Below are 23,424 nucleotides of genomic sequence, written 5' to 3'. Positions count from 1 at the left end.
AGCAAATGCCGTCGCCTACCGCTCCGCCTGCCACCCCGATGCCGATTTCGGCTGCGGCGTTGAACCGACTGATGGCACATCGCCGAGCCGGCGTTCGCGGTCAAGATGACCTGGGAGACGTCATGCAGATTCGCCAACGGATCTGCGCGATGCTTTCCCTTCCCTCGCCCGGATGCCCCCTTGAAAACCCTCTTTCTCGATTCAAACCGTCGCCTGCGCAATGGGTGGTGGATCCCCTGTTTGCTGCCGTGTACCTGCCCAGCCGTGCCTTCTACACATCGTTGTCGCAGGGCCTCAAGCATGCCGGTGTTCCAGCCACCTGGCTGGAACCGCTGCGCTTCTCGTTCGTCCTGCTGGTGACCTGGATTTGTACGCGCCTGCGCGGCGAGGCGCTGGCCAGCGTCGGCTCTCATCTCGATCGCCGCTGGCACAAGGAGCTCGTAGTCTGTGCCGACAACTGCTTGCCAGCCCATTTCTGCCTGGCTCGGAACGCGAGCGTGTCAAGGCGAACCTGGCTTTCGCTCAATCGGCACTGCAGAACGCAGGGGCGAGCAACTAGTGCCAGTGGCATTGCAGACGCGTTCGAATGCACTTCGCCTGTCATCGTGAGCCATCCGGAATTGACTCATGCCAGCGCGATCGCTTCGCTTGTCTCGATGGCAGAACGTCGTGAAGGGCCGATCCGGTCAAGGAAGCGACTGAATACGGCAAGTGCGGATTTGCGCATCGACGACATTGCCACGGGAGTTCGGGCAAGAATGGATGCTGCATCCTGGCCCAATCCTGCGGCGGCCAGTTCCGCGTGGTACTGCGGCAATCCCAACCACCGCTCAATCAAGGCCAGGTCCATTTCCAGATGGAACTGGAATCCATAGGCATTGCGGCCATAGCGAAAAGCCTGGTTCGGGCAGGTCGCGGTACTCGCCAGGTGTGCGGCACCCTGCGGGATAGCGAAGCTGCGGCTGTGCCATTGAAAAACGGTTGAGCGGCGGCCCAGGCCCGAAACCACCGGGTCTGCCAAGCCGCGTGCATGGGCCTGGAGTTCGTACCAGCCAATCTCGGGCTCACTGTGGCGCACGACCGCCGCGCCGAGCGCGTGCGCCAGCAATTGCCCGCCAAGGCAGATGCCCAGCACCGGCTTGTCCTGGTGCAAGGCCTGTTCGATCACGCCGAGCTCGGTGCGCAGATGCGGCCGCCGCGCCTGATCTTCGACGTTCATGGGCCCGCCGAGCACGATCAGGCCGTGATAGCGGTCCATGTTCGGCACGGCATCCGGCTGGCGCTCGAAATTGACGAAACGCATCCGGTGACCCCGCTGACGGATCAGCGGGTCGAGCGTTCCGAGCGGCTCGGCGGCAACATGCTGGAAGACAAGAATTCGGGACATCGGGCCTGGTGCCTCCACCCCTGATCCTGGGTTCGGTCGAGGTAGCTGGTCGACAACACTAGGTGATCAGGACCCGACCATCCAGAACCAGAATTCGATATCGTTATTCCGGACCGCCACTTGTAGAGCGTTGCCCCACAGCAACCCTGAACACGACGCCATCCAGGACCTCGCGGGGATGACGTGAAGAGACTCATTCAGCGATGACCCGAAATGCCCGTCTCTGCCGGCGGTCCATGTTGATCCCGCAACTGGCGACTTGCTTCCTGCCAAATCGAATCCAATGAACCGCCAAATCGCATCTGTCTGCCCATGCGATCCGACACGGGACTATGTGGCGTGCTGCGGTCGCTGGCACGCTGGGTTACCCGCGCCCGAGGCCGAATCGCTGATGCGCTCACGCTACAGCGCCTATGCCCTCGGTCTTGCCGACTACGTGTTGGCGACCTGGCATGCGTCGACGCGACCCGCGCAGCTGGAACTGGCCGCGCCTGCGAACTCGCGGACGATCTGGCTGGGCTTGAAGATCAAGGAGCATGTCACCACCGGCAGCGACAGCGCCGAAGTGGAGTTCGTCGCACGCTACCGGCAAGGTGGCGCGAGCGCGAAACGCCTGCACGAACGCAGCCGTTTCGTCCGCGAGCACGGCCGCTGGTTCTACCTGGATGGCGAAAGCGATCCAGCGACCTGACCCCTCTCGTCTTGCAGGCGCCCCGCGTGCCATTTCTTGCGTACAGAAGATCGAACCCTGCCAGGCACTCGGCACTGATTGCGAGTGATTCGCATTCGTGATTTAATTGCCGCTGCCCTGTTTTTGCAGACTGCATTCCGATGAGCCAGCCAGTGGACCTGAAGCGCCGGTCGTACTGGCTCAAGACGATGCATGAGTGGCACTGGATCAGTTCGGCACTCTGCCTGATCGGCGTCCTGTTGTTCAGCGTCACCGGGATTACCCTCAATCATTCCTCGCAGATCGAGGCGAAACCGGTTGTCGTGACGCTGAAAGCAACTCTGCCGGCCGATCTGATCGCGCGGATCAAGCCTGAACCCGGCGAGGCCGAGGCCGCTCTTCCCGGCGTCGTAAGCGACTGGATTTCCGAAGCGATGGACGTCCGTGTCGGAAGCCGTCCCGGAGAATGGTCCGAAAGCGAAGTCTACATCTCGATGCCGCGTGCGGGCGGCGATGCATGGATGAGCATTGATCGAGCAAGTGGCGAGGTTGAATACGAGCGCACCGATCGCGGCTGGATCGCCTGGCTCAATGACTTGCACAAGGGTCGCAATACCGGAGCAGTCTGGAACTGGTTCATCGACGTTTTTGCCATCGCCTGCATCGTGTTTGCGCTGACCGGATTTGTCCTGTTGCAACTGCATTCCCGTCAGCGACCCCTGACCTGGCCGATGGTCGGGCTTGGCCTCATGGTCATGCTGTTGATCGCCATCCTTTTCATCCACTGAGGAGTTCCGCATGCGATTCGTCCTACTCCTTCTCGCTCTGTTTCTCGCTTCGAATTCGATGGCGGCCGGCATCAATGTCACGGTGGATATCCCGCGCATCGATGCGTCCGAGTACCACCGACCCTATGTGGCCGTCTGGATAGAAAATCCGGACAACAGCGTCGCCGCCAACCTGGTCGTCTGGTATGCGCAAAAGGAAACCTCGGAAGGTGCGGGCACCAAGTGGCTGGCCGACCTGCGCCAGTGGTGGCGTCGCAGCGGCCGTGACCAGTCGATGCCGATCGATGGCGTTAGTGGCGCCACGCGCCCGGTGGGACAGCATCAGCTGCGCTTTGATGCAGGCGAGCCACCCTTGTCGCAACTGAAGCCCGGGAAGTACGGACTCGTCGTCGAAGCCGCGCGCGAAGTGGGTGGCCGCGAACTGCTGCGCATCCCGTTCCAGTGGCCCATCACCGAAACACTGCATCTTGATGCCAGGGGCGAGCACGAACTCGGCCTGATCAAGCTGGACCTCAATCCCTGATTCCGGAGTGCCCCATGAACCGTGCCATTACATTCCTGACCCTCGCATGGGCCATCGCCCTGCCACTCGCCGCGCAGGCCCACAAGGCATGGCTGTTGCCCTCCGACACCGTGCTCTCGGGCGTGGACCCGTGGATCACGGTGGATGCGGCCGTTTCGAATGATCTGTTCTATTTCAATCATGTGCCACTGCGACTGGATGCTCTTGCCATTGTTGGACCGAGTGGCACGTCGATCCAGCCGGAGAACAGCGCGACCGGGAAATTTCGCAGCACGTTCGATGTGCATCTGGCCGAACCGGGAACCTATCGCATCGCCGTCGTCAATGCGGGCCTGTTTGCGAGCTGGGATGCCGACGGGAAGCCCAGGCGCTGGCGCGGAAGCCCGGAGAGTTTCGCCACCGAAGTTCCGCAAGACGCCAAGGATCTCAAGGTCAGCCAATCGACCAGTCGCATCGAAACTTTCGTGACCGCAGGGCGGCCGAACGACACCGCATTGAAGCCCAGCGGAATCGGTCTGGAATTGGTGCCGGTCACGCATCCAAACGATCTGTTTGCTGGCGAATCGGCGACCTTCAAGCTGTTGCTCGATGGCAAGGCGGCGCCGGATCTGGCTATCGAGATCATTCCCGACGGCATCCGCTATCGGGACCAGCAGAACGCATTGTCGGCCACCAGCGACAAGGACGGCCTGTTCTCGGTGACATGGCCGGGTGCGGGACGCTACTGGTTGGAAGCGGGCATCCAGGATGACAAGACCACCTTGCCCCAGGCCAGCCAGCGTCGCGCCAGCTACGTCGCTACGCTTGAGGTGTTGCCCCAGTAATGCGCGCGACACGAAGGCTGCGTGGTGCTGTATCCGCTGCGCGCTGGACGCTCGGGTTGATCGTCGGCGGCATGCTGGCGGCGTGTTCACCAGCCATGCGCGTCCAATCCCTCGACGGCGAATCGATGGGTTCGATCTGGGCGCTTCGATACGTCGGAACACGAGACTCGGTCGAGGATGTACGCAGCGCAGTCCAGCAACGGCTCGATCTCGTCGACAGGCAGATGAGCACCTGGAAAGCCGATTCGGATCTGAGTCGCTTCAATTCCGCGCAAGCGGACACCTGGTGCGAACTTCCGCCAGAGCTCTTCACTGTCGTTCAATCGGCACTCAAGCTCGCTGCCGAAACCGACGGTGCCTACGATCCGACGGTCGGGCCACTGGTCGATCTGTGGGGATTCGGGGCGGATGGCGAGCGAAGCGAGCCGCCCTCGCAAGCCGCCATCCGGAATGTGCGCGAACGCATCGGCTGGCAGCGTCTCGGCATCGACGCCGACAAGCATTCTGCGTACCAGCAAGGCGGAACCCACATCGACCTGTCGTCGATTGCGCCGGGTTTTGCGCTGGACCTGATCGGCGAATATCTGGAGTCGCAGGGGATTGTCGATTACCTCGTGGAAGTAGGTGGCGAGCTTCGCGGGCGCGGATCAAGACCCGATGGCAACGCATGGCGGGTGGCGATCCAGCGGCCAGTCGACAACGACAGCGTCGATGGCAGTATCGAGGCGCAGCACGTGTTGGATCTCGTGGATGCGTCGTTGGGTTCGTCTGGCGACTATCGGCATTTCTTCGAGGACAAGGGGCGTCGCTACGCCCACCGTATCGATCCGCGCACAGGCTATCCGGTTGACAACGCCATAGCATCCGTAACGGTAATGTCCGCCCTCGGCATCGACGCCGATCCGCTGGCCACCGCACTCAGCGTGCTTGGCGTGGAAGCGGGTCTCGAGTTTGCGAATCGGCGTGGTCTGGCTGTCATGTTCATCGTGCGCACCGATCACGGCTTTGAGGAACGCATGACCCCGGCGTTTGCGGCCCTGCTGCAATGATGGGCAAGGCGGCACGACGATGACGACGAGCAGGGTGCGCCGTTCTGGCAATCTCGTGGCCACGGGTGCGCTGACTGGCCTGGCAGCCGCATTGATCCATTGGCAGCCGGACACCATTGCAGCTCAGGCGCCGGACGCGAGCAGAATTCTCTGGGCCGCGGCTGCGGTTGCCGTCTACGTCCTTCTTTGTGCCCTGCTCCTGCGGTCTCGCCATCGGCGCAATTCGGCGAACATCACAACAAGTCCGAATGGCAGGGACATCGGGAACACGGAGACCGTGGTCGTGGCTTACGCCAGCCAGACGGGCCATGCGGAACATCTGGCCACACGCACAACCGAATTCCTTCGCAGTGGTGGCGTCGATGTCGAGTTGTGCTCGTTGCGGCACCTCGATCTGCAACGAACGCAAGCTGCCGGTCGCATCCTGTTTGTGATCAGCACGACCGGCGAGGGAGACGCGCCTGACATGGCCGCGGAATTCGCAGACGCAGTCATGGGCTCCGCAGCAAGACTCGAAACGCTCCGCTACGGCGTGCTTGCGCTGGGCGACAGCGAATACACGAACTTCTGCGCATTCGGGAGAAATCTGGATGGCTGGCTTCGCAAAGCGGGGGCGCAGGCCCTGTTCGATCCGATCCTGGTCGACAATGGCGATCCGGGAGCCTTGCGTCACTGGCAGTATCATCTTGGTCATTTGGCAGGTCGCAGCGATCTGCCCGACTGGCAGGTGCCGGACTATGAACCCTGGCTGCTGGTTGAACGTCGCATCCTGAATCCCGGTAGCGCAGGCGGGCCCTGTTTCCATATCGTGCTGGAGCCCGCCAGCGCGGAGCTGCCGCATTGGCAGGCGGGTGACATTGCCGAGATCGGACCGCAGCAGGCATCGGCGGATGTCGAATCATGGCTTGTGCGGCACCGGCTGGACGGCGCAGCCCGCATTCTCGTCAACGGCCGGGAGGAATCCCTTCGCGAAGTCGCTGCGCGTTCATCGCTGGATGCACCGACGAGCAGCGATCCGCAGCAGGTGGCCGAGTCGCTGCAACGACTTCCGCATCGCGACTATTCGATTGCGTCGATTCCCGCGGACGGTCACATCGAACTGCTGCTACGCCAATGGAGGCGCAGCGATGGCAGCCTTGGTCTTGGTACCGGATGGTTGACCGAGCATGCGAAGCTGGGCACTGAAATCGGCATTCGCATCCGTGCCAACAGCGGATTCCATGCGCCGAATGACGACCGTCCATTGCTGTTGATTGGAAACGGCACCGGGATGGCCAGCCTTCGCGCCCTGCTCAGGCAGCGCGCACTGGAAAAGCGGCACCGGAACTGGCTGATTTTCGGTGAGCGCAACGCCAGCATCGACTTCCACTTCCGCGAGGAAATTCTGGCCTGGGCGGAGCAAGGCGTTCTGGAAAGAATGGACCTGGCCTTCTCTCGCGACCAGTCCGAACGCGTCTACGTCCAGCATCGCCTTGAGGCCGCGGCGAGTGAGCTGGGTGGCTGGATTGCGAACGGAGCGGAAATCCTCGTTTGCGGCAGTCTCGAAGGCATGGCCCCTGCTGTAGACGACACGTTGACGCACATCCTTGGCAGTACATTGGTCCGCGAGCTGATTGCAAGCGGCCGCTACCGCCGCGACGTCTACTGATCGCATGGCGCATCGGATCCGTCCCGAAAGGGGAATTCCCTGCTGTGGATCCTCTTGCAAAATGGCGTGACGAGCCGGGCGACCATCGGACGCGGCTGCAAAGTCGATTCCCGGCGGTGGCGCCCGCAACAGCGAGGGCCGCTGCAGGCTTCCATGGCCGCCAACGTAGCGCCTGCCAACTGCACAAGCCAGGCGGACAGCATTCCGCGTCGCAGGTCTTGCCGGTCCGGTGCGCGCCCTGAAGCGTTCTCGAAACACGACGAGAGCACGTTCTTCGCCAGATCCACGCCGATGGCTATAGTATTCGCGGAGACTTCCCCGTCTGCCGACAGTTGTGCAGGGCACCCAACATGGCCCACGGGGCCGTGCAGCGGGACGTCTGCTCTCCTGCTCGTTCAGGGGCGACGTGGCGGCTCAACTCTGGTGCTGGATCAATTCTGGAGAGATCGTGGCAAACGAACTGACTGAAGCAGAGAAGCGCACTGTTGCGTCAATTCTTCGGCCGCGCTCGGACGGGTGGGAGCGCGCCCTGGCTTACGGCGCCTATGTACTGCCATCGGTACTCTTCGCGGCTTATGGTGTCTGGAACCAGGACTTCGCTGCCGTCTTGGTCGCGTATGTCACATTGCTGGTCGTTGTTCTCTTGTATCTCGGCTGGGTTCGCGACGCGAGCGCACGGCTGCGTTCTGCCCTGGAGAAGTACGAAGCAATGACTGGAGCCTCAAGGCAACGCTGAACAAGTGGCGCAACCGTCACGACGCCTGTCTGCGCGCAGCTCCTTGTCGCGCTGCCTTGAAGCGACTGCATGGATGCAGGAGGTAGAGGTCGCTCCAGCGCATCCTGCGCTCGCGACACTCGCACATCCCTGTGCTTCGCAACGCAGGAGCAGTTGCCGAGACGGCCTGTCCATCTGCGTCAGCGCGCCGCGATCTGCACGCAGACAGACGTCGTGACGATTGCGCCACTTGTTCAGCGTTGCCTTGATCGGGCCGAGTGAAAAAATCCAGCAGCTCGATCCGGCCGCGCCACACGCGCTGTTGGGTTCGGGTGTTGGCAGAATGGGCAACAGTCGAGTTTCGAATTCGAGCCTGGAAACGAGTCACGTCCGTGCGAATGATGCGGTTGCAGGTCTGCCTGTCGACTTGCTCCGGCTTCATTGGCGCAATCCTCAAGTCTCGGCCCACTGGCGCAAGAGATTGTGGTAGATGTTGGTCAGCGTGAGAACGGCATTGGCGTCCGCGGCAGCCCGAGTCAGGGTCTGTATGGAAGTATCCATTTCGAACAGCAGGCGTCGGCGTGTGTCGTCGCGGACCATGCTCTGAACCCAGAAGAACGATGCCAGCCGCGCACCGCGCGTGACCGGCTCGACCTTGTGCAGGCTGCTTGCCGGGTACACGATCAGGTCGCCCGCCGGCAACTTGATCTGATGCTCTCCATAGGTGTCGCTGACCACGAGTTCACCGCCTTCGTACTCGTCGGGCTCGCTCAGAAACAGCGTGCAGGCAATGTCGCTGCGCAGGTGTCCTGCAGCTTGACCGCCCGCGCCGGCCACTGACATGACCGAGCCATCGACGTGGAAGCCGTAGTTGCCGCCGCCCTCGTAGCAATTGAAGCGCGGCGGCAAGGTCCGCAACGGCAGTGCCGCGGCGAAGTAAAGCGGGCTGGCAGCAAGCGCGTCCAGAACGATCCTCCCGAGTTCCTGACGTAGTGGGGAAGCGTCCGGCAGCTGGCGATTGCGCTTGACCAGCGCGCCTTGCGCACCGACCGTTTCCTTGCCATCCGTCCAGTCGGCCGAGGCCAGCGCAGTGCGAATCCTCGCTAGCTGCGCCTTGTCCAGAACATCGGGTACGTGAAGCAACATGGTCTTGCCCTGTGTGACGCCGTCACCAGTTGATCAGAACTTGAGGTTGGCCGTCAAAAGGAACGATCGCGGTACGCCGGGCGTGTAGCGGTAACCGCTCTTGTTGATCGCGGCGACGTATTCCTCGTCGAACAGGTTGTAGGCGTTCAGCTGCAGGTCGAGGTGCTCGTTGAACGGATAGCTGACGACGGCATCGACGACCCAGTAGCTGTCGGTGGATACGGGCGTACCCAATGCGCCATCGGTGCCGCGCTTCAATTCGCCGGAGTAGCGAACGCCACCGCCGATGGTCAGGTTGAACGGCAAGCGATAGGTCGTCCACGAAGTGAACGCGTGTTCCGGCGTATAGGTGAGTCCGGTCGTTCCGTCCTGGGCGACATTGGTGCCTTCGGTGACATCGGCATCCATGAACGTGTATCCGGCCGATATCGACCAGTTTTCGTTGATCTGTCCGACCATGCCGAGTTCGATGCCCTGCACGCGTTTCTCGCCGGTCTGATAGTAGTTCAGATCAACCGGATCCTGCACGAGTTCGTTGGTGATCTCTGTCCGGTAGAGCGCGGCACTCAGCAGCAACTGACTGTCGAGGAACTCCCACTTCGTCCCGATTTCCGCGGTGCCGGATTCCTGCGGATCGTAGATCGGGTTGTTGAGATTGTTTGCCGACGCGCTGAGCTCAAGAGAACCGCCACCCGGTGGTTGTTGGGAAACCTCGTAGTTGACGTACACGCTGCCGTTCTCGGCAGGTTTGTAGAGCGCGCCGAGCTTCCAGCTGAAGAGATTGTCGCGGATGTTGTCATCCACACCCGTGATCAATGTGCCGGGCGGTAGATCGCCGCAGGCTGGTGCGCCGCGCGAGCCGCATATGACGATGCTGTCGAACTCGGTTTCATAGTGGTCAAGGCGGGCTCCGGCGTTCAACTGCCACTGCTCGTTGAGCGTCAGTGTGTTGAATGCGTAGGCCGCGATGGTGTCGCTCTTGCCCGAGTACTTCGCGCCGTTCGGTCCCCAGGCCAGGCCGCTGACATTCGCGTCGGGGTGGTAGATGTTGGCGGCTGGCCAGGTGGATTCGTCCAGCACGGCGATGCCTGTTCCATCGAGCTCTTCCTTCGACAGCTCCACACCTGCACTGAGGTCGTTCTCCACGCCGCCGGACTCCATGTGCATGAGCAGGTTGGTCTGGTTGGCCAGGATGTCGTAAGTCTGGTCCTTGAAGGTTGGAATGCTGCGCGCAATGGTCCAGGTGGAAGGATCATTGAGGTCCGGCGTGACGATGCTCTCGGAATTTCCGCGGTAGGCCGTGAGCATGTAATCCTGCGAATTGCTGCCCCAGCGGGTCGTGTTCTGCAGCGCCATGCCGTTGGCGAAATCGTGTTCGACGCGGGCCGTGAACATGTTCGAGTCGGCATTGTCGTAGTCCGAATCCGTGCCGTAGAAATTGTCCGGGGCAACCCGGGGCGCCTGGCCAATTTCCGGGCGCTCCGGATCGGGCGACGTGTAGCCAGGCAGTCCGATCGTGAATACGCCGCCATCCGGAACGTTGTCCTGCTTGACGTAGAGATAGTTGAGGTAGAGACGCGTGGAGGTTCCAAGGCCGAACGCCAGCGACGGCGCGATGCCCCAGCGATTGTCTTCGACCACATCGCGACCCGGCACGCCGCTGTCCTGGGCCATGACGTTGAGCCGGAATGCCGTGTGGTCGCTGACACTGCTGTTCCAGTCCGCGGTCATGCGCTGCTGGCTGCTGGTGCCGAATGAAATGGCGGCTGAAAGTGCATTGCCGGCCATGGCCTGCTTGGACACCATGTTGATCACGCCGCCGGGCGCAGTGCGACCGTAGTCGGTGCCGGCCGCGCCCTTGGTGACTTCGATCTGCTGGATGTTGAAGAGATCGCGTGAGGCAGTGCCGAGATCGCGCATGCCATCGACAAAGATGCTTGAAGAGGCATCAAACCCGCGAAGATTGACCGCATCGCCCGTGGTCGTGTTGCCGTTCTCGCCGACGTAGAAGGTGCCGGTACCAGGGCTGTTGCGCAGCGCCTCGGTCAGCGTGGTGGCCCCCTGGTTGTCGAAAAGTTCGCTGGAGATGATCTGAATGGTCTGGGTTGTGTCGATCAGGGGCTTGACGAACTTCGGCGAGGCCATCTCGTCAATCTTGAATCCGTCGTCGGCGAATCCTTCGACCGATACCGTATTCAACTCTGCTGCGTTCGCGGAATCCGGCATCAGATGTTCATTCTGCGCGTGCGCGGACGCAGCCGGGAAAGCCAGCGCCATTCCCGTGGTCAGTGCTGCCAGCACTGGTTGACTGTACAAACGTGGAGATTGCGCGTGCTTTCGACTCTTGATGGAGGACATTGCCAGTTCCTGTGGAAGAAAGGGCCCGGACCTATGCCTCTGGCAGGGTTCGGCTGAGCAGTCAGATTCGGATGGCTTCTGTTCGTGCAGGGCGGCAAACATCAGTCATCCCGACCGGGCGTGATGGGGAATACGATTCAGGAAGATCAGGGCGAATTAAAACGCAAATGCGAATGAGTTGCAATAAGAATGCGTCCGGACTGGTTGTCCTTGCAGCCCCCTTGCTGGCCCATCAACCTGTATTTTCAGCGGCCGGAGCCATGTGACTGGAGACGTGGGCGGTTGCGGACGACAAGCCGCCGAATTGCGGGATCCCGCCTCTTCACTTTCAGTCAGTCGCGCGCAACCAGGCACGCGGTGAAGCGCCGACGACCTGGGCAAAACTGCGCGACAGGGCCGCTGCGCTGCTGAATCCGAGCTGGTGGGCGGCGGACTTGATCGATAGTCCGCTTCTCAGCAATGACTGGGCGATACAGATGCGCCAGCCCTGCAGGTAGGCCGCCGGGGTGGATCCGACGACGTCGTGAAACGTTGCCGCAAACGCGCTGCGCGACATGCCGGCAGACTCGGCCATGGTCTTCAGTGACCAGGGGTTCTCCGGATGCTCGTGTACAGCGGTCAGCACGCGCGCCAGGCGTGGATGCGACAGGCCTGACAGCAGTCCCGATTGCAGGCCGACCTCCTGCGGATGATCCAGCATCCAGCGCATCAACTGCAGCAGCAACACTTCGAACAGGCGATCCGCCACGAGCCGCTGGCCACAGCGGACGCGCTCGGCTTCCGCAAACAGCAGATCGAGCGTCTGGCCAAGGCCGTCGACACGGTTCAGAGGCAGGACGATGACCGGCGGCAGTGCCGCAGCGAGCGGGTGCGCGGAGCCCGATTCGAAGTCGAGGGTGGCGCAAACCAGGTCGGCAGGATTGTCTGGCGGGTTCTCGAACGTGTGCCGCAAGGAGCGCGGATAGAACAACAGGGTTGGTTCGCGCAGGGCGATCTGGTGCCGGGCACCACTGCCGCGGTCGTGGCTCACGACCATGTCGCCGCGCTTCAGAACATGCAGGAAGGCGCGTCCTGGACGTGCATCAAATGCCGTCAGTCCGCACAGGGTGCCGCTGTGGAACAGGTGTGCGCGAACGCGAAAGCGCTCAAGCAAGGAGGAAAGGCGATCAATGGATTCCATGGCATGGGGCTATCTGGACGAATTGATTCATATCATGGACCAAATGATGCGAATAGTCCTGTCCTTTCGGAAATAATGCGCCTCAGGTGATCCGCATCAGGCAGTGCCGGCGGACACCGTTCCTCCCCACCCATAGGCCAACAGGAGTTCCACGATGAACCGAGTTTCCTTGATTGATCGCAATGCCACTTCGCCCGAGCGCAAGCAGATGCTCGACGCCATTCATGGCGCCTTCGGAGCCACCCCGAACATGTTTCGCGCAGTTGCCAATTCGCCGGCGGCCCTGAGCAGCATGTGGGCGGCGTTCGGCGCTCTCGGCAACGGCACGATTGGTGCCCACCTCGGCGAACAGATTGCAGTTGCCGTCGCGAACAGGAATGCCTGCGAGTACTGCCTGGCCGCGCACACGGCGCTCGGCAGAAAGGCGGGCGTCAGCGCCGAACACATGCAGGAAGCGCAAGCCGGCAACTCGACTGATTCCAAAGTGCATGCGGCGCTGCAGTTCGCCGTCAGGCTGGTCGAGCAGCGCGGTCAGGTCGGCGACGCCGACATCCGCGAATTGCGTGTAGCAGGGTATGACGACGAACAGATCGTCGAGATCATCGCCCATGTCGCACTGAACCTGTTCACCAACTATGTGAACATCGCACTGGCAGTACCGCTGGATTTCCCGGCCGTAGCGCTGCGCAAGGCCGCCTGAGAACCAAGCGTCGGAACTGGAATGGCAGGTTCCTGCTGTGCTTTCCCACCACGTGCTGCAATGCCATTTCCGGCGTTGCAGCACAGGAACGCGTGGAGCGGTTCATGGGTTCGAACTTCAGCGCAGCGCCCGCACAGGAAGCCGGCGAATGGATCAACACGGCTGAGCCGATGTCACCCGCACGCATGCGCGGTACGCCAGGCCGGGACCTGATCGATCGAGAAGGATGCCCGAGGCTGAGCCATTTCGGACAGATCGATGACCCTGGGGCCGTCGCATCGATGGCTCAGCTGATCGCGGAATCTCGGGACATGGGCCCGTCGTCGGTCGTGGCGGTCATGGAACCCGAAGCCGGGCGATGCTGCGTTCCGGCACTGCCTCGGAGTGAGTTCACGCGAAGTCGAACCGATGCAGTTCGCAAATGCCATCCGGCAGCGTTATAACAACAAAGGCCCTTGAGAACGGCCTTGAAGTTCACTACGCAGGAGGAAGGTCATGAATCGTTCCGCACTTGCACCACTTGGCTTGCTGGCGCTGCTGGCGGCAACCACACCCGCCCTGGCTGCCGATTCGGCAACAGGCGATGTCAGCCTCGAGAATGTCGATTTCAAGGTGGTCGACGGATTGGCATTTCCCAGTCGTGGAGGGCTCGCCGTCTCGCTGACCAATGTACCGTTCGACAAGGACAAGATGCGCGAAGACGGCAAGGTGGATATTTTCGATCGCATGGGGCACGACGGTCAGGCAGTCACCATCAATTTCGACAAGGGTGAGCCCACCATGTGCGTCGACTATTCATTCCATGTGGGCGATACCAGCAGCAGCGGAAGCTACTGCGAATCGGGCGTTGCCGATGCAGTCAAGGTCACCCGGCTGGATGACAAGCGCGTCGCCGGCAGCATGGACTGGAAGAACGACAAGGACGCCATGATCAAGGTCAAGTTCGACCTGCCGATTGAACCGGGTGGCGGCTAGCAAGCTCCTTGCGTCGCACCCACTCACGGTTTGCGACCGAGTCGGGAACACGAGAGCCGCTGCAAACAGCAGCTCTCGGTCGCCGCTTCAACCCCATTGTCAGTTCGCGGATTCCGCAACGCGCGGTGAGGTCGCAAACGGCTTGATGCCGAAATGCGGATAGATTTCGGCGGGGAAGTAGACCGTGCCGCCCTTGACGACCATGCGCACCTGCCGGATCGCGGCGAGGTCCTCGACCGGATTGCCCGGCACGAGCAGAAAATCGGCCAGCTTGCCCTTCTCGATCGAACCCAGGGATTGATCCCGGCTCAGGTATCTGGCCATGTCGAAGGTCGCCCGCTTGAGCACTTCGGCGTTCGAAAAGCCGATCATCGCGAACAGTTCCAGTTCCCGATGCAGGCTGAACGAGCCACCCATGTCGGTGCCGGGGATGAGGAAAATGCCGCGCTCACGCATCATGCGCAAGGTGTCGAGAATCTGCGTCCATGCGCCCTCATAGGCTTCGGCGTCTCCCAGCGCTGAAGAATCGATCCAGGCCAGTCGTGCATCACGCTGCTCGCTGACTGGCAGGTTGTCGATGATGGAAGCAAGACTCTTCGGCACTTCGCCGTTGCGCCCGAGCAGCAGACGCTCGTGAATGCCAATGGTGGGTTCGACTGCCACGTGTTTCGCAGCGATATGTTGCAGGGTCTGCTGCACGCTCTCCGATTGCAGGTCCAGTGCGGGCAATCGCTTCAGTGCGGTCAGACGCAGCAGGGTGCGCGTGTCCTCACCCGGCTCGAGGACCCAGCCAAGCATGATCTGGTTGATATGGGTGAGCTCGTCGTAGCCGGCATCGACCATGGCATCGGCGGTCGAGAATGCCGGCACGTGGCCACTCACGCGCATGCCGAGCCGGTGGGCCTCGGCGGCATTGGCCCTGGCCCAGTCCGGATTCATGCTGTTGTAGAGCTTGATCTGCCAGTAGCCGCGCGCGGCGTACCAGCGCACGGCATCGAGGGCGGTCTGCTGACTGTCGACGAGGATGCCATTGTTGTTGTTGAAGGGGCTCTTGCCTTCGATCATGCCGCTGCGGGTGATCCGCGGGCCGGCCATGACGCCTTCATCGATGCGCCTGATCAGCACGTCGAGGACAGGATTGTCGTTGCCCATGTCGCGCACCGAGGTCACCCCGGCCGCGATATTCAACAGCGCCTGCTCACTGGAGAGGTGGCCGTGCATGTCGTTGAGTCCGGCAATCACGCTGCCGCCCTCGCCGTCGATCACGACTTCGCCGGGCGTGGTCGGACTGTCTAGGGGTTCGACACTGCTGATGCGCTCGCCACTGACCACGATCGAAACGGGCTCTCCCATCTGCAGCGTTTGCGGATCGAACACGCGTACGTTGCGCAAGCGCACCGGCGCCTCATAGTGGTGCGCGGTTTCCTTCTGGATCACTTCAAAGCGCTCGGTGGCGAGTCGATCGGCCACGCCACGCAGACGTGCCTCTTCACCTTCGTAACCCTTGCGAATGACGATGAACTTCGACCAGACCGCCGCGAACAGGGCCTTCTCGTCATCGAGCAGGACATAGGAGGGGTTCAAGCCAATGCCACTCAGCGCATAGACGCGAACCTTGATCGTGCCGGGCTTGCCCGTGACGCTCAGCGTCTCGCCTTCGCTCAGGCTGAGTTCGCCGGCAGGAAATGCGGGAAGCACGTGGTCCGGTTCGGCCAGCAGGGCACGCGCATACATGCCGAGCCCCCAGGGACTCGCGCCCTGGTCCACATAAAGGGTTGGTGTCGCGATCCTGGCGCTGCCGACACCGGTCGAGTCGGTCCAGCTGGCCAGCTCGCCATCGCGGTTGAAGCGTTCATCGATCTTGTTGCCGAACGTAGACGCGCCGGTAATCGTCCAGGAAACCGGGAATCCGGCGTCGTCGAGCACGATGGTTTCGGCAATGGTCGGGCCGCGCCCATTGCTCTTGTAGTCGTAGTCGATCTCGACCGTACCGTTCTTCTCGATCGTGTTCAGATGTCCAACCACGGTGCCGCCACGAATGGCCGAGAATGATTCGTCGGCCATGGCGGTCTGAGCCAACGCGCAGCACATCCCGAGCAGCACGAGCTTGAATGCGAGCTTCATCTTTGCTGTCCCCTGTCCGGTTCTGGCCATCTACTCTGACCAGCACCGGGCAGCAGTGCAAGCCGGCGCGGCCATCAACTTCACTCGCGGCGTTCGCCGCTGGCGCAACTTCGGCAGCAAACGCAACAGCATTGCTCCCTATCGGTCGGCCAACACCCGCATGGTGGACGGATCTGACTCGGAGCACTCCGGCATCCCTGTTCAGCAGATACCCCGCAACACTTCGCGCTGCGCGAAGATCTGGCGCACCCATGCTTCAATGCCAGCATCTGCCGGGATGCCGGGAAGCCCTTGCATCATTTCGGCGTTCGACGAGGCCAGCCGCCGCCCGGCACGCCGTTCTGACGCATCAGCGTCGCATAGGCCGGCAGGTCGCGAAGGTGGTCCAGAGCCGGACTGACTTGCAGCATCAGGAATGCTTCGCCACGGCTCTTGAGGATGTCTTCGAGCAGAGCCAACGCCTCGTTGTCCTGGCCACGGGCCGCCAGCTGCTCCATGTCATAGCAGCGGTAGACAGGCAGCCCGGTCCGGCGGTAGGGCTCGGCGTGATCGGCAATGGCGCGCCACAGCGCCGCCGGTCCTTCGCTCTCGATGGCCTGCTGCAGAGACTGCTGCTCGCTCTCGTCAAGTTTGGCGAGGAAGGAATGGTGCCTGGCGCGAATCTGGGCGGCCTCAATCGGCTTGCCGGTGCGTGCGAGTGCGGTGGACCAGTAGATGAAGTGCCAGCTGAAATCAGGCGCAAGCAGTTCCGCCTGATGCAGGGTATCCAGTGCCTCAGAATAGCGTTCGGCATGAGTCAGAATCAGCGCCTTCACGGCGAGCAGCAGCGCGGAATAGGGCTTGATTGCCAGGGCGTGATTGATGTTCGCGATCGCTGCATCGTATTGGCCGGTCATCACCTGCATCTCCGCAAGATGCTGGCGCGCGCCGATATTTCCGGGGTCCAGTGCCAGGGCGCGCTGCAGCAAGTCGATGGCGGAATCGAAGTTCCAGTCACGCAGGGCCAGTACTTGCGCCTTCGCCACGATGGCTTCGCTGTGGTCCGGATCGAGTTCCAGCGCACGTTGTGCTGCGGCCATGGTTTGCGCATACGCCGAGTCTGCCGGCATGCCGGTGTACTGGATCTGGTAGATGAAGCTCAAGGCCAGTCCGGAAAAAGCGTCGGCATAGGTGGGATCCAGCTCCACCGCCTGCTTGAACAGCTCATGCGCTTTCCTGACACCCTCCACAGAGCGCCGCTGCGCGAACCAGCGCGCCTGTGCCTGCAGGCGATAGGCCGTCGGATCGACGGAATAGCCGCGTGATGCATTGCCTGTGGGAGTCTCCAGCGCAGCTCCCAGCGAGGAAACGACCGTGGCAACGATGCCATTGCGAAATGCCTGCTCCGATCCGGGATCTTCTTCCAGCGTGATCGTCCAGAGCAGCTCGTGGGTGTCGGGAACCACGAGGCGCAACTCGACATGGATGCTGGACTGCTTCTCCACTGCCGTTCCCGTGAGCACGGCATCGGCTCCGCTTTTCCTGGCGAAGGCCAAGTAGTCCGCGTGATTGCTTTCGACATCATCGCCTTGTGGCTCGGGAAGCATCAGGACACGATGCCTGCCGCGTCGGAGCAGGGCACTGGCCACGGCTTCGTGCACATCGTGGATGAGGTAGCGATGGTCATCCGGCACATCCTTGTCCGCCAGGGGTGCAATGGCGATGACGCTCAATGCTGTCAGTGTCGCTGGCTGCGCACCCGCTGGCGAGTAGTCATCGAACTGTCGTAGCCAGAACGCGGCAGCGGCGATCAGCAACAGGGAGAGCGTGGCGGCCGCGATCCAGAGAGGTCGCCTCGATCGAGCCGAGGACTCCATGACCGGCGTAGCAGGAAAGTCGGGATTGCCCGCTGCTGCAGTAGCGCCATGCGCCGGAAGTGTTTCGACACGGTCGACCGGCGTGACCGGTCCGTCCTCGGCAATCGGCGTCACCGGAGCGATCAGGCGGTAGCCTCGCGATGGGATGGTGCGGATGTAGGCCGGGTTGCGCGCATCGTCGTGCAGATGTTGTCGCAGCAACGAAATCGCGCGCGCAATCACCGAGTCACTGTGGTGCAGCGAACCCCAGACCGACTGCAGGATCTCGTCCTTGCCCAGGGTCTGATCGGGATGCCGGCTCAGATACACCAGCAGGTCCATCACCCGCGGTTCGAGCGACACGCGTTCCTCACCGCGAATGATGCAGTTCTCGCTGGCGTGGATCTGCCATTCACCGAGTTGGAAGCGATTCGACGGAGAATCGTTCATCGCAAGATCGACATCGGGCGGTCGAGGCTCCTGGAGTGGATGTCCCTCATGCGAATCAATGCATTAAGCAAATCATCATGAATTCATGAGGCAAGCATAAAGCACCCGCAGCGATCCGTGCACAGACTGCCGACTCGTTTCCGAGGACGCAGAACCCATGCCTTCATCATTGCCTCTTCGCATGCTGCCGGGATCGCCCGGTCGCCGCTGCCACATGCCCGTCGCCGCCCTCGCACTTCTGCTGATGTGGCCGACACTCGCTGCAGCGGCGATCTTCCAGGTCAACGTGACCGCCTCCGACGCGCCCGACGACAACGTCAACGACGGCGTCTGCCGTGTGGTCGGCATGGACGGCTTCTGCACCTTGCGCGCGGCGGTCATGCAGGCCAATGCCAGTCCGGGTCCCGACATCATCACCCTGCCGGCCGGTGCCGTCATTCCGCTCGATATCACCGGCAATCCGGAATTCCTGCCGGCATCGAGGGGCGACCTGAACGTGCTCGAGGATCTTGTCATCCTCTACAGCGGCAACGATCCTGATGACTACCCGCTGATCGATGCCAGTTCCCTCGACGACCGCGTGTTCAACGTGTTCCAGGGCGAGTTCTTCCTGACCCACGTGCGCATCACCGGCGCCAGCCGCAACGAGCCCGGCGGGCGCGGCGGTGCGATCTACATCGGCGCGCAGTCTACCCGCACCACGCTCACCGGGGTCGAGCTGTTCGGCAACAATGCCGTGCTCGGCGGCGCCGTCTACAACGACCGCAGCGAGCTCGCCGTCGTCGACAGCAGCCTCCACGACAATGCCGCCGCCGAACATGGTGGTGCCCTGGTCAACCATTGCGGCAGCGCCACGATCGAACGCAGCTCGGTCTATCAGAACAGCAACTTCGGCAGCTTCGGCGAATCCCTGCACAATGTCCGCGACAATGCCGCAGACAGCGGCGTGTGCCGGCTCAACCTGCGCAACACCAGCGTGCTCGAAAGTTCGGGCTTCGGTGTACTGAGCCAGGGCGGCACCCTGGACCTCACCAGCAGCACCGTCGCCGGGAATCTCGGCGGTGGCATCCGTGTCGGTCCCGACGCGGCCGGCCAGACCCTTGGCGAACTGCGCATGCGCAATTCGGTGATCGCCGAACACAACCCGGCCAACTGCCAGCTGATCGGCACCGGCTGGAATACCAACGGCTACAACGCGTCCGATGACGGCAGCTGCGACCTGGCCAGCGGCTCGACCAATCTCGTTGCGACCAACCTCGGCCTGCTCGCGGCCGAGAACGACGGCAATTCCCTGCAACGCTACAGGCGCCTTGGCGCAGGCAGCCCGCTGCTCGATTCCGCGCACCCGGTCACCGGCGGTGTCGGCTGCCCGGAGGAGGACCAGCGCGACCAGCCGCGGCCCAGGCAGGGCAGCGTCAACGGTCCGGTTCGCTGCGACGTCGGCAGCATCGAGATGCAGTCGGTACAGGCCGACGACACGATTTTCGCCGACGACTTCGACTTGAATCCCTGACGATGAATCGGTTCGCGCTGACTCAAGCCGGCCAGCCTGCGTGGTGGCTGGCCTCGATGCTGGCGCTGCTCTCGCCGGCCCTGCAGGCCGCCGACCTCCATGTCTGCGACTGCGGCGACAACAGCCTGCCGGCCTGCGTGGCCGGGGATGACGGCAATAGTGGCGTCAGTCCGGAATTCCCGTTGCGCTCCTACGAGCGGGCGCGAGTCGCCTTCGCTGGGCTCGCCGCCGGCGACGCGATCCGCTTCTGCCGCGGTGGCGCCTGGGATGTCGACACGGCGGGCGAGCGATGGGTGAATGCCGCGTGCCGCGCCGAGATGCCGTGCACGGTCGGCGCCTACACGCCGGGCTGGACCGGCGCCGACAGTCCCTCGCCGTGGATCGAGCGGCGCACCGACCGGCACGGCTTCGCGCTCCAGGACGGCGGCAACGCCGATCACGAGGAAGGCTACGTGTTCGAGGACCTGCACATCAGCAGCAACCTTGGCGAGGCGGCGACCGCGAGCGGATTCCTGCTGCAGAACGACATCGATGATGTCGTGATCCAGCGCGTCGTCATCGAAGGCTTTCGCATTGGCGTCCACCTTGCCGGTTCGAACGAGTGCAGTGCCGATCCGTTGTGCGACGGCCGCAACGAACGCATCGTGCTGCGCGACGCGCAGGTCGACGGCAACCGCAGTTTCGGCTGGCTCGGCAGCTCCGACGGCAGCGAGATCCTCGATTCCACGTTTTCGAACAATGGCTCGCTGGCCGTGTTCGATCACAACATCTACATCAGCGGCGCGAGTGACGGCATGCGCATCGTCGGCAATCGCCTGGACCGCGCGACCCTCGATGCCAGCGGCCATTGCAGTGCCGTGTCGCTGGTCGTGCACGGCGTGCAGAGCCGCCTGCTGATCGAGAACAACGCGGTCGAGGAGGCGCTCGGCATGGCCAACGCGGGCTGCTGGGGTATCGCGGTCGATCCCGGCTACAGCGAGGCGGAAGCATTCACCGATGTCACGATCCGCGGCAACCGGGTCCGCAACGTCGGGCGTGTCGCGATCGGCGTCGCCTCGTGCCAGCGCTGCGTGATCGAAGACAATCTGATTGTCCAGCAGAACGCCGCGGCCGACTTCGACAGCCTCGGCATCGCCGCGCCCGATCGGGATCGGGCTGCGAATGACCTGCCGATGGACATGGTCACGGTGCGCAACAACGCGATCTACTTCGGGCCGGCGGCGATCGGCATCGGTATTCGTCTGAACGGGGAAGGCCAGGCGCACCTGCTGGTCAGCAACGCCCTCCACTACGCTGGCACAGGCCCGTTCAGCTGCTTCGATGCCGACGACCTGCCGGCGCGCTACCAGGCCATGGACCACAATCTCTGCTTCACGCCCTCAGCGCCGGGCGCGAACTGGGTGCGCGGTGTGGGGAGCCTGCTGGAGTGGCAGACCGCGACCGGATTCGACCTCCATTCCGCAACCCTGGAGCCGGGATTCAGCGATCCTGCCGCGGGCGATCTGCGTCCGGCGTCCATGGCGTCCGCGATGGTCGACCACGGTGATCCGCTCTACTCGAGTGCCGCCGATGTTTCCGGCAATCCGCGCGATGCCGACCCCGATATCGGCGCGTGGGAGTGGGTGCCGACGGTCCCAGACCTGATCTTCGCAGACGGATTCGATTCGTTGCCCTGATCCGATCGATCCCGCTTCTATCGCGCAGCGGGAGGTGTTGCTCCTGTGTCCGTCCATCCCTCGACGGGCCCGGAACCCTCGAACGGCACTTTCGGTGGCAACTACTGCTGATTCATGCGCCGAGGTCCGTGCCCGAAACGATCCCTAAACTTTTCCTAAGACGGCCATCATGTCGGACTGCTGCGTGCAGGCAACACTCGCTGGACCTCTCTCACTGCGATGCCGAGTCATGAAGCCGTGCCCCCTCGTTCCACTGATCTCCGGCCTGCTGTCGCTGGGCCTGCTACTCGCACCGAAGGCTCACGCCGCCATTTTCACGGTCAACGTCACCGTGCTGGATGCCGTCGACAACAATCCCGGCGACGACCAGTGCCGCATATCGAGTGGCAACTTCTGCACCCTGCGCGCGGCGGTCATGGAAGCCAACGCCTCGCCCGGGACCGACATCATCATCCTGCCCGGCAACTCGACGATCACCTTGAACATCACTGGCAGCGGCAACAGTGCGGCGACCGGGGATCTCGACATCAAGGAATCGGTCGTGATCGGCACCTTCGTCGTGCCGGACGACGAATTGCCCGTCATCGATGCCTCGGCCCTCGGCAATCGCATCTTCGACGTGCGCCCCGGGACCGCGCTGTTCACCCTGCAGCGCGTAATCCTGCGCGGAGGCGAGGCAACCGCCGGTGGCGCGATCTACGTTCGCGACGGCGTCGATGAGGTGACCGTGACGCGGGTGAAGTTCGAACACAATGCCGCCGACGAGTACGGCGGCGGCATCTACAACCTCAGTGCACGACTGATGATCGAGGACAGCGTGTTCAACGAGAACAATGCCGGGTTCGGCGGCGGCGCGCTGATCAACGACTGCGGCATCGTCAGCGTCCGGCAGAGTTCGTTCTGGAAGAACGAATATCCGGGCGACACCTTCATCACCAGTACCGTCCTGGCCGATCGCCAGCTCAGCCTGCGTCACGACTGCGTCACGACTTTCACGACCGTCAGCATCAGCGACGGCGACGGTCAGGCGCTGCTGGTCCGCAACGCGACGAGCGCCGACGAGATGAAGGTCAGCTTCGAGAGCTCCACCCTCAAGAACAATTTCCGGGCGATCGAGCTCGATGGCGCCGATGCCATCATCCTGATGATCAACTCGGTGCTGGCCAGTAGGAATGCAGCGCTCAACTGCACTTTCGACGGCGTCGCCAGCGCGCATCCGCTGAGCAAGTTCAATATCGAGACCGGTCACAGCTGCCAGGGCATCATCGGGATGCCGGGCTGGACCGATACCGATCCCGGACTGGCCTGGTTCGGGAGCGACGGCTGGCACAGGGCCTACATTCCCCAGCTCAATGACTCGGTGATCGACGTCGACATCTATTGCTCCGGAACCGACCTGATCGGTCGCGAGCGGCCCCAGGACGGCGACAACGACGGCCAGGCGCTCTGCGATGTCGGTGCCGTTGAGTACATGCGCGACGACGTCATCTTCGTCAACGGTTTCGACGGGTGAGCCGACAATCGGACCGTAGCAGCAAGGCCAATCGAGTACTTCGCGCAACCGCCTTTGTCTGTTCGAACGAAGCGGCCACGAACTCGCAGCGCTCATCTCGGCACGGCATCGTCGGATCGCTCCAGACTGCAAACCTGCACGGACTGCCTCCCTCGGCCCGGCGTGGCGGACGAGAGAAACCCTACGCATGGGTGCGAACGGGCGGGTTTGCCGTTTAGGCCATTGGGGTGCGAAAGATTCTGGAGTTGCCCCGGCGCTGGACGACCTGGCCGCCGGCTGCTGCGATGAAGTTCATGCGACGGCGGAGTCCGATGCGCGTATCGCACATCGCCCAATCTCGGATTCCGAGA

The 23,424-nt window shown here is 62.6% G+C and carries 18 protein-coding genes; 12 read left to right on the top strand and 6 right to left on the bottom strand.

Annotation, left to right across the window (positions count from 1 at the left end):
• Positions 1-625 precede the first annotated feature (625 nt).
• A complete protein-coding gene (locus tag R3F00_RS13905) occupies positions 626-1,387 on the bottom strand; it encodes a type 1 glutamine amidotransferase (RefSeq protein ID WP_371282401.1) in 762 nt (253 codons plus the stop codon).
• A gap of 283 nt (positions 1,388-1,670) precedes the next feature.
• Between R3F00_RS13905 and R3F00_RS13900 the strand changes: the two genes are divergently transcribed.
• The 7 genes from R3F00_RS13900 (at position 1,671) to R3F00_RS13870 (ending at position 7,625) form a co-directional block, all read left to right on the top strand.
• Positions 1,671-2,078, top strand: coding sequence for a YchJ family protein (locus R3F00_RS13900; RefSeq protein ID WP_371282400.1), 408 nt, complete (start codon positions 1,671-1,673; stop codon positions 2,076-2,078).
• A gap of 140 nt (positions 2,079-2,218) precedes the next feature.
• Positions 2,219-2,845 carry a PepSY-associated TM helix domain-containing protein gene (locus R3F00_RS13895; protein WP_371282399.1) on the top strand — a complete coding sequence of 209 codons (627 nt, stop codon included), beginning with the start codon at positions 2,219-2,221 and terminating at the stop codon, positions 2,843-2,845.
• Between the two features lie 10 nt (positions 2,846-2,855).
• On the top strand, positions 2,856-3,368 hold the full coding sequence (locus R3F00_RS13890) for a DUF2271 domain-containing protein (RefSeq protein WP_371282398.1): 513 nt from the start codon (positions 2,856-2,858) through the stop codon (positions 3,366-3,368).
• Between the two features lie 14 nt (positions 3,369-3,382).
• Positions 3,383-4,192, top strand: coding sequence for a DUF4198 domain-containing protein (locus R3F00_RS13885; RefSeq protein ID WP_371282397.1), 810 nt, complete (start codon positions 3,383-3,385; stop codon positions 4,190-4,192).
• Positions 4,192-5,241: an FAD:protein FMN transferase gene (locus tag R3F00_RS13880; protein ID WP_371282396.1), complete on the top strand. Its 1,050-nt coding sequence runs from the start codon at positions 4,192-4,194 to the stop codon at positions 5,239-5,241. Before R3F00_RS13885 ends, R3F00_RS13880 begins: the two co-directional genes overlap by 1 nt.
• A gap of 19 nt (positions 5,242-5,260) precedes the next feature.
• Positions 5,261-6,889, top strand: coding sequence for a sulfite reductase subunit alpha (locus R3F00_RS13875; RefSeq protein ID WP_371282395.1), 1,629 nt, complete (start codon positions 5,261-5,263; stop codon positions 6,887-6,889).
• 448 nt (positions 6,890-7,337) lie between these two features.
• Complete coding sequence (locus R3F00_RS13870) at positions 7,338-7,625, top strand: hypothetical protein (protein WP_371282394.1); 288 nt, start codon at positions 7,338-7,340, stop codon at positions 7,623-7,625.
• Positions 7,626-8,057: 432 nt separating this feature from the next.
• Here R3F00_RS13870 and R3F00_RS13865 read toward each other — a convergent pair whose 3' ends face one another.
• The 3 genes from R3F00_RS13865 to R3F00_RS13855 all read right to left on the bottom strand — a co-directional run bounded on the left by R3F00_RS13865 (position 8,058) and on the right by R3F00_RS13855 (position 12,288).
• Positions 8,058-8,750 carry a Fe2+-dependent dioxygenase gene (locus tag R3F00_RS13865; protein ID WP_371282392.1) on the bottom strand — a complete coding sequence of 231 codons (693 nt, stop codon included), beginning with the start codon at positions 8,748-8,750 and terminating at the stop codon, positions 8,058-8,060.
• A gap of 33 nt (positions 8,751-8,783) precedes the next feature.
• Positions 8,784-11,108 carry a catecholate siderophore receptor Fiu gene (locus R3F00_RS13860; protein ID WP_371282391.1) on the bottom strand — a complete coding sequence of 775 codons (2,325 nt, stop codon included), beginning with the start codon at positions 11,106-11,108 and terminating at the stop codon, positions 8,784-8,786.
• Between the two features lie 328 nt (positions 11,109-11,436).
• Positions 11,437-12,288 carry a cupin domain-containing protein gene (locus R3F00_RS13855; protein ID WP_371282390.1) on the bottom strand — a complete coding sequence of 284 codons (852 nt, stop codon included), beginning with the start codon at positions 12,286-12,288 and terminating at the stop codon, positions 11,437-11,439.
• 154 nt (positions 12,289-12,442) lie between these two features.
• Here R3F00_RS13855 and R3F00_RS13850 point away from each other — a divergent pair, with 154 nt between their 5' ends.
• Complete coding sequence (locus tag R3F00_RS13850; protein WP_371282389.1) at positions 12,443-12,988, top strand: carboxymuconolactone decarboxylase family protein; 546 nt, start codon at positions 12,443-12,445, stop codon at positions 12,986-12,988.
• A gap of 495 nt (positions 12,989-13,483) precedes the next feature.
• Positions 13,484-13,963: a hypothetical protein gene (locus R3F00_RS13845; RefSeq protein ID WP_371282388.1), complete on the top strand. Its 480-nt coding sequence runs from the start codon at positions 13,484-13,486 to the stop codon at positions 13,961-13,963.
• Between the two features lie 99 nt (positions 13,964-14,062).
• On the opposite strand, the gene R3F00_RS13840 is transcribed toward R3F00_RS13845, so the two are convergent.
• Together R3F00_RS13840 and R3F00_RS13835 are read right to left on the bottom strand one after the other, a co-directional pair.
• A complete protein-coding gene (locus R3F00_RS13840) occupies positions 14,063-16,087 on the bottom strand; it encodes an amidohydrolase family protein (protein WP_371282387.1) in 2,025 nt (674 codons plus the stop codon).
• A gap of 296 nt (positions 16,088-16,383) precedes the next feature.
• Positions 16,384-18,372 carry a winged helix-turn-helix domain-containing protein gene (locus R3F00_RS13835; RefSeq protein ID WP_371282386.1) on the bottom strand — a complete coding sequence of 663 codons (1,989 nt, stop codon included), beginning with the start codon at positions 18,370-18,372 and terminating at the stop codon, positions 16,384-16,386.
• A gap of 157 nt (positions 18,373-18,529) precedes the next feature.
• Here R3F00_RS13835 and R3F00_RS13830 point away from each other — a divergent pair, with 157 nt between their 5' ends.
• The 3 genes from R3F00_RS13830 (at position 18,530) to R3F00_RS13820 (ending at position 23,074) form a co-directional block, all read left to right on the top strand.
• Complete coding sequence (locus tag R3F00_RS13830) at positions 18,530-19,885, top strand: choice-of-anchor Q domain-containing protein (protein ID WP_371282385.1); 1,356 nt, start codon at positions 18,530-18,532, stop codon at positions 19,883-19,885.
• 2 nt (positions 19,886-19,887) lie between these two features.
• On the top strand, positions 19,888-21,561 hold the full coding sequence (locus R3F00_RS13825) for a hypothetical protein (RefSeq protein WP_371282384.1): 1,674 nt from the start codon (positions 19,888-19,890) through the stop codon (positions 21,559-21,561).
• A gap of 229 nt (positions 21,562-21,790) precedes the next feature.
• Positions 21,791-23,074, top strand: coding sequence for a hypothetical protein (locus R3F00_RS13820; protein ID WP_371282383.1), 1,284 nt, complete (start codon positions 21,791-21,793; stop codon positions 23,072-23,074).
• Positions 23,075-23,424: the final 350 nt, after the last annotated feature.

Origin of the sequence: Dokdonella sp. (assembly GCF_041395345.1) — a bacterium.
In the GTDB taxonomy this organism is placed as follows: domain Bacteria; phylum Pseudomonadota; class Gammaproteobacteria; order Xanthomonadales; family Rhodanobacteraceae; genus Dokdonella.
The sequence above is the reverse complement of the archived record's forward strand: the minus strand, read 5'-3'. Positions and strand labels throughout refer to the sequence as shown.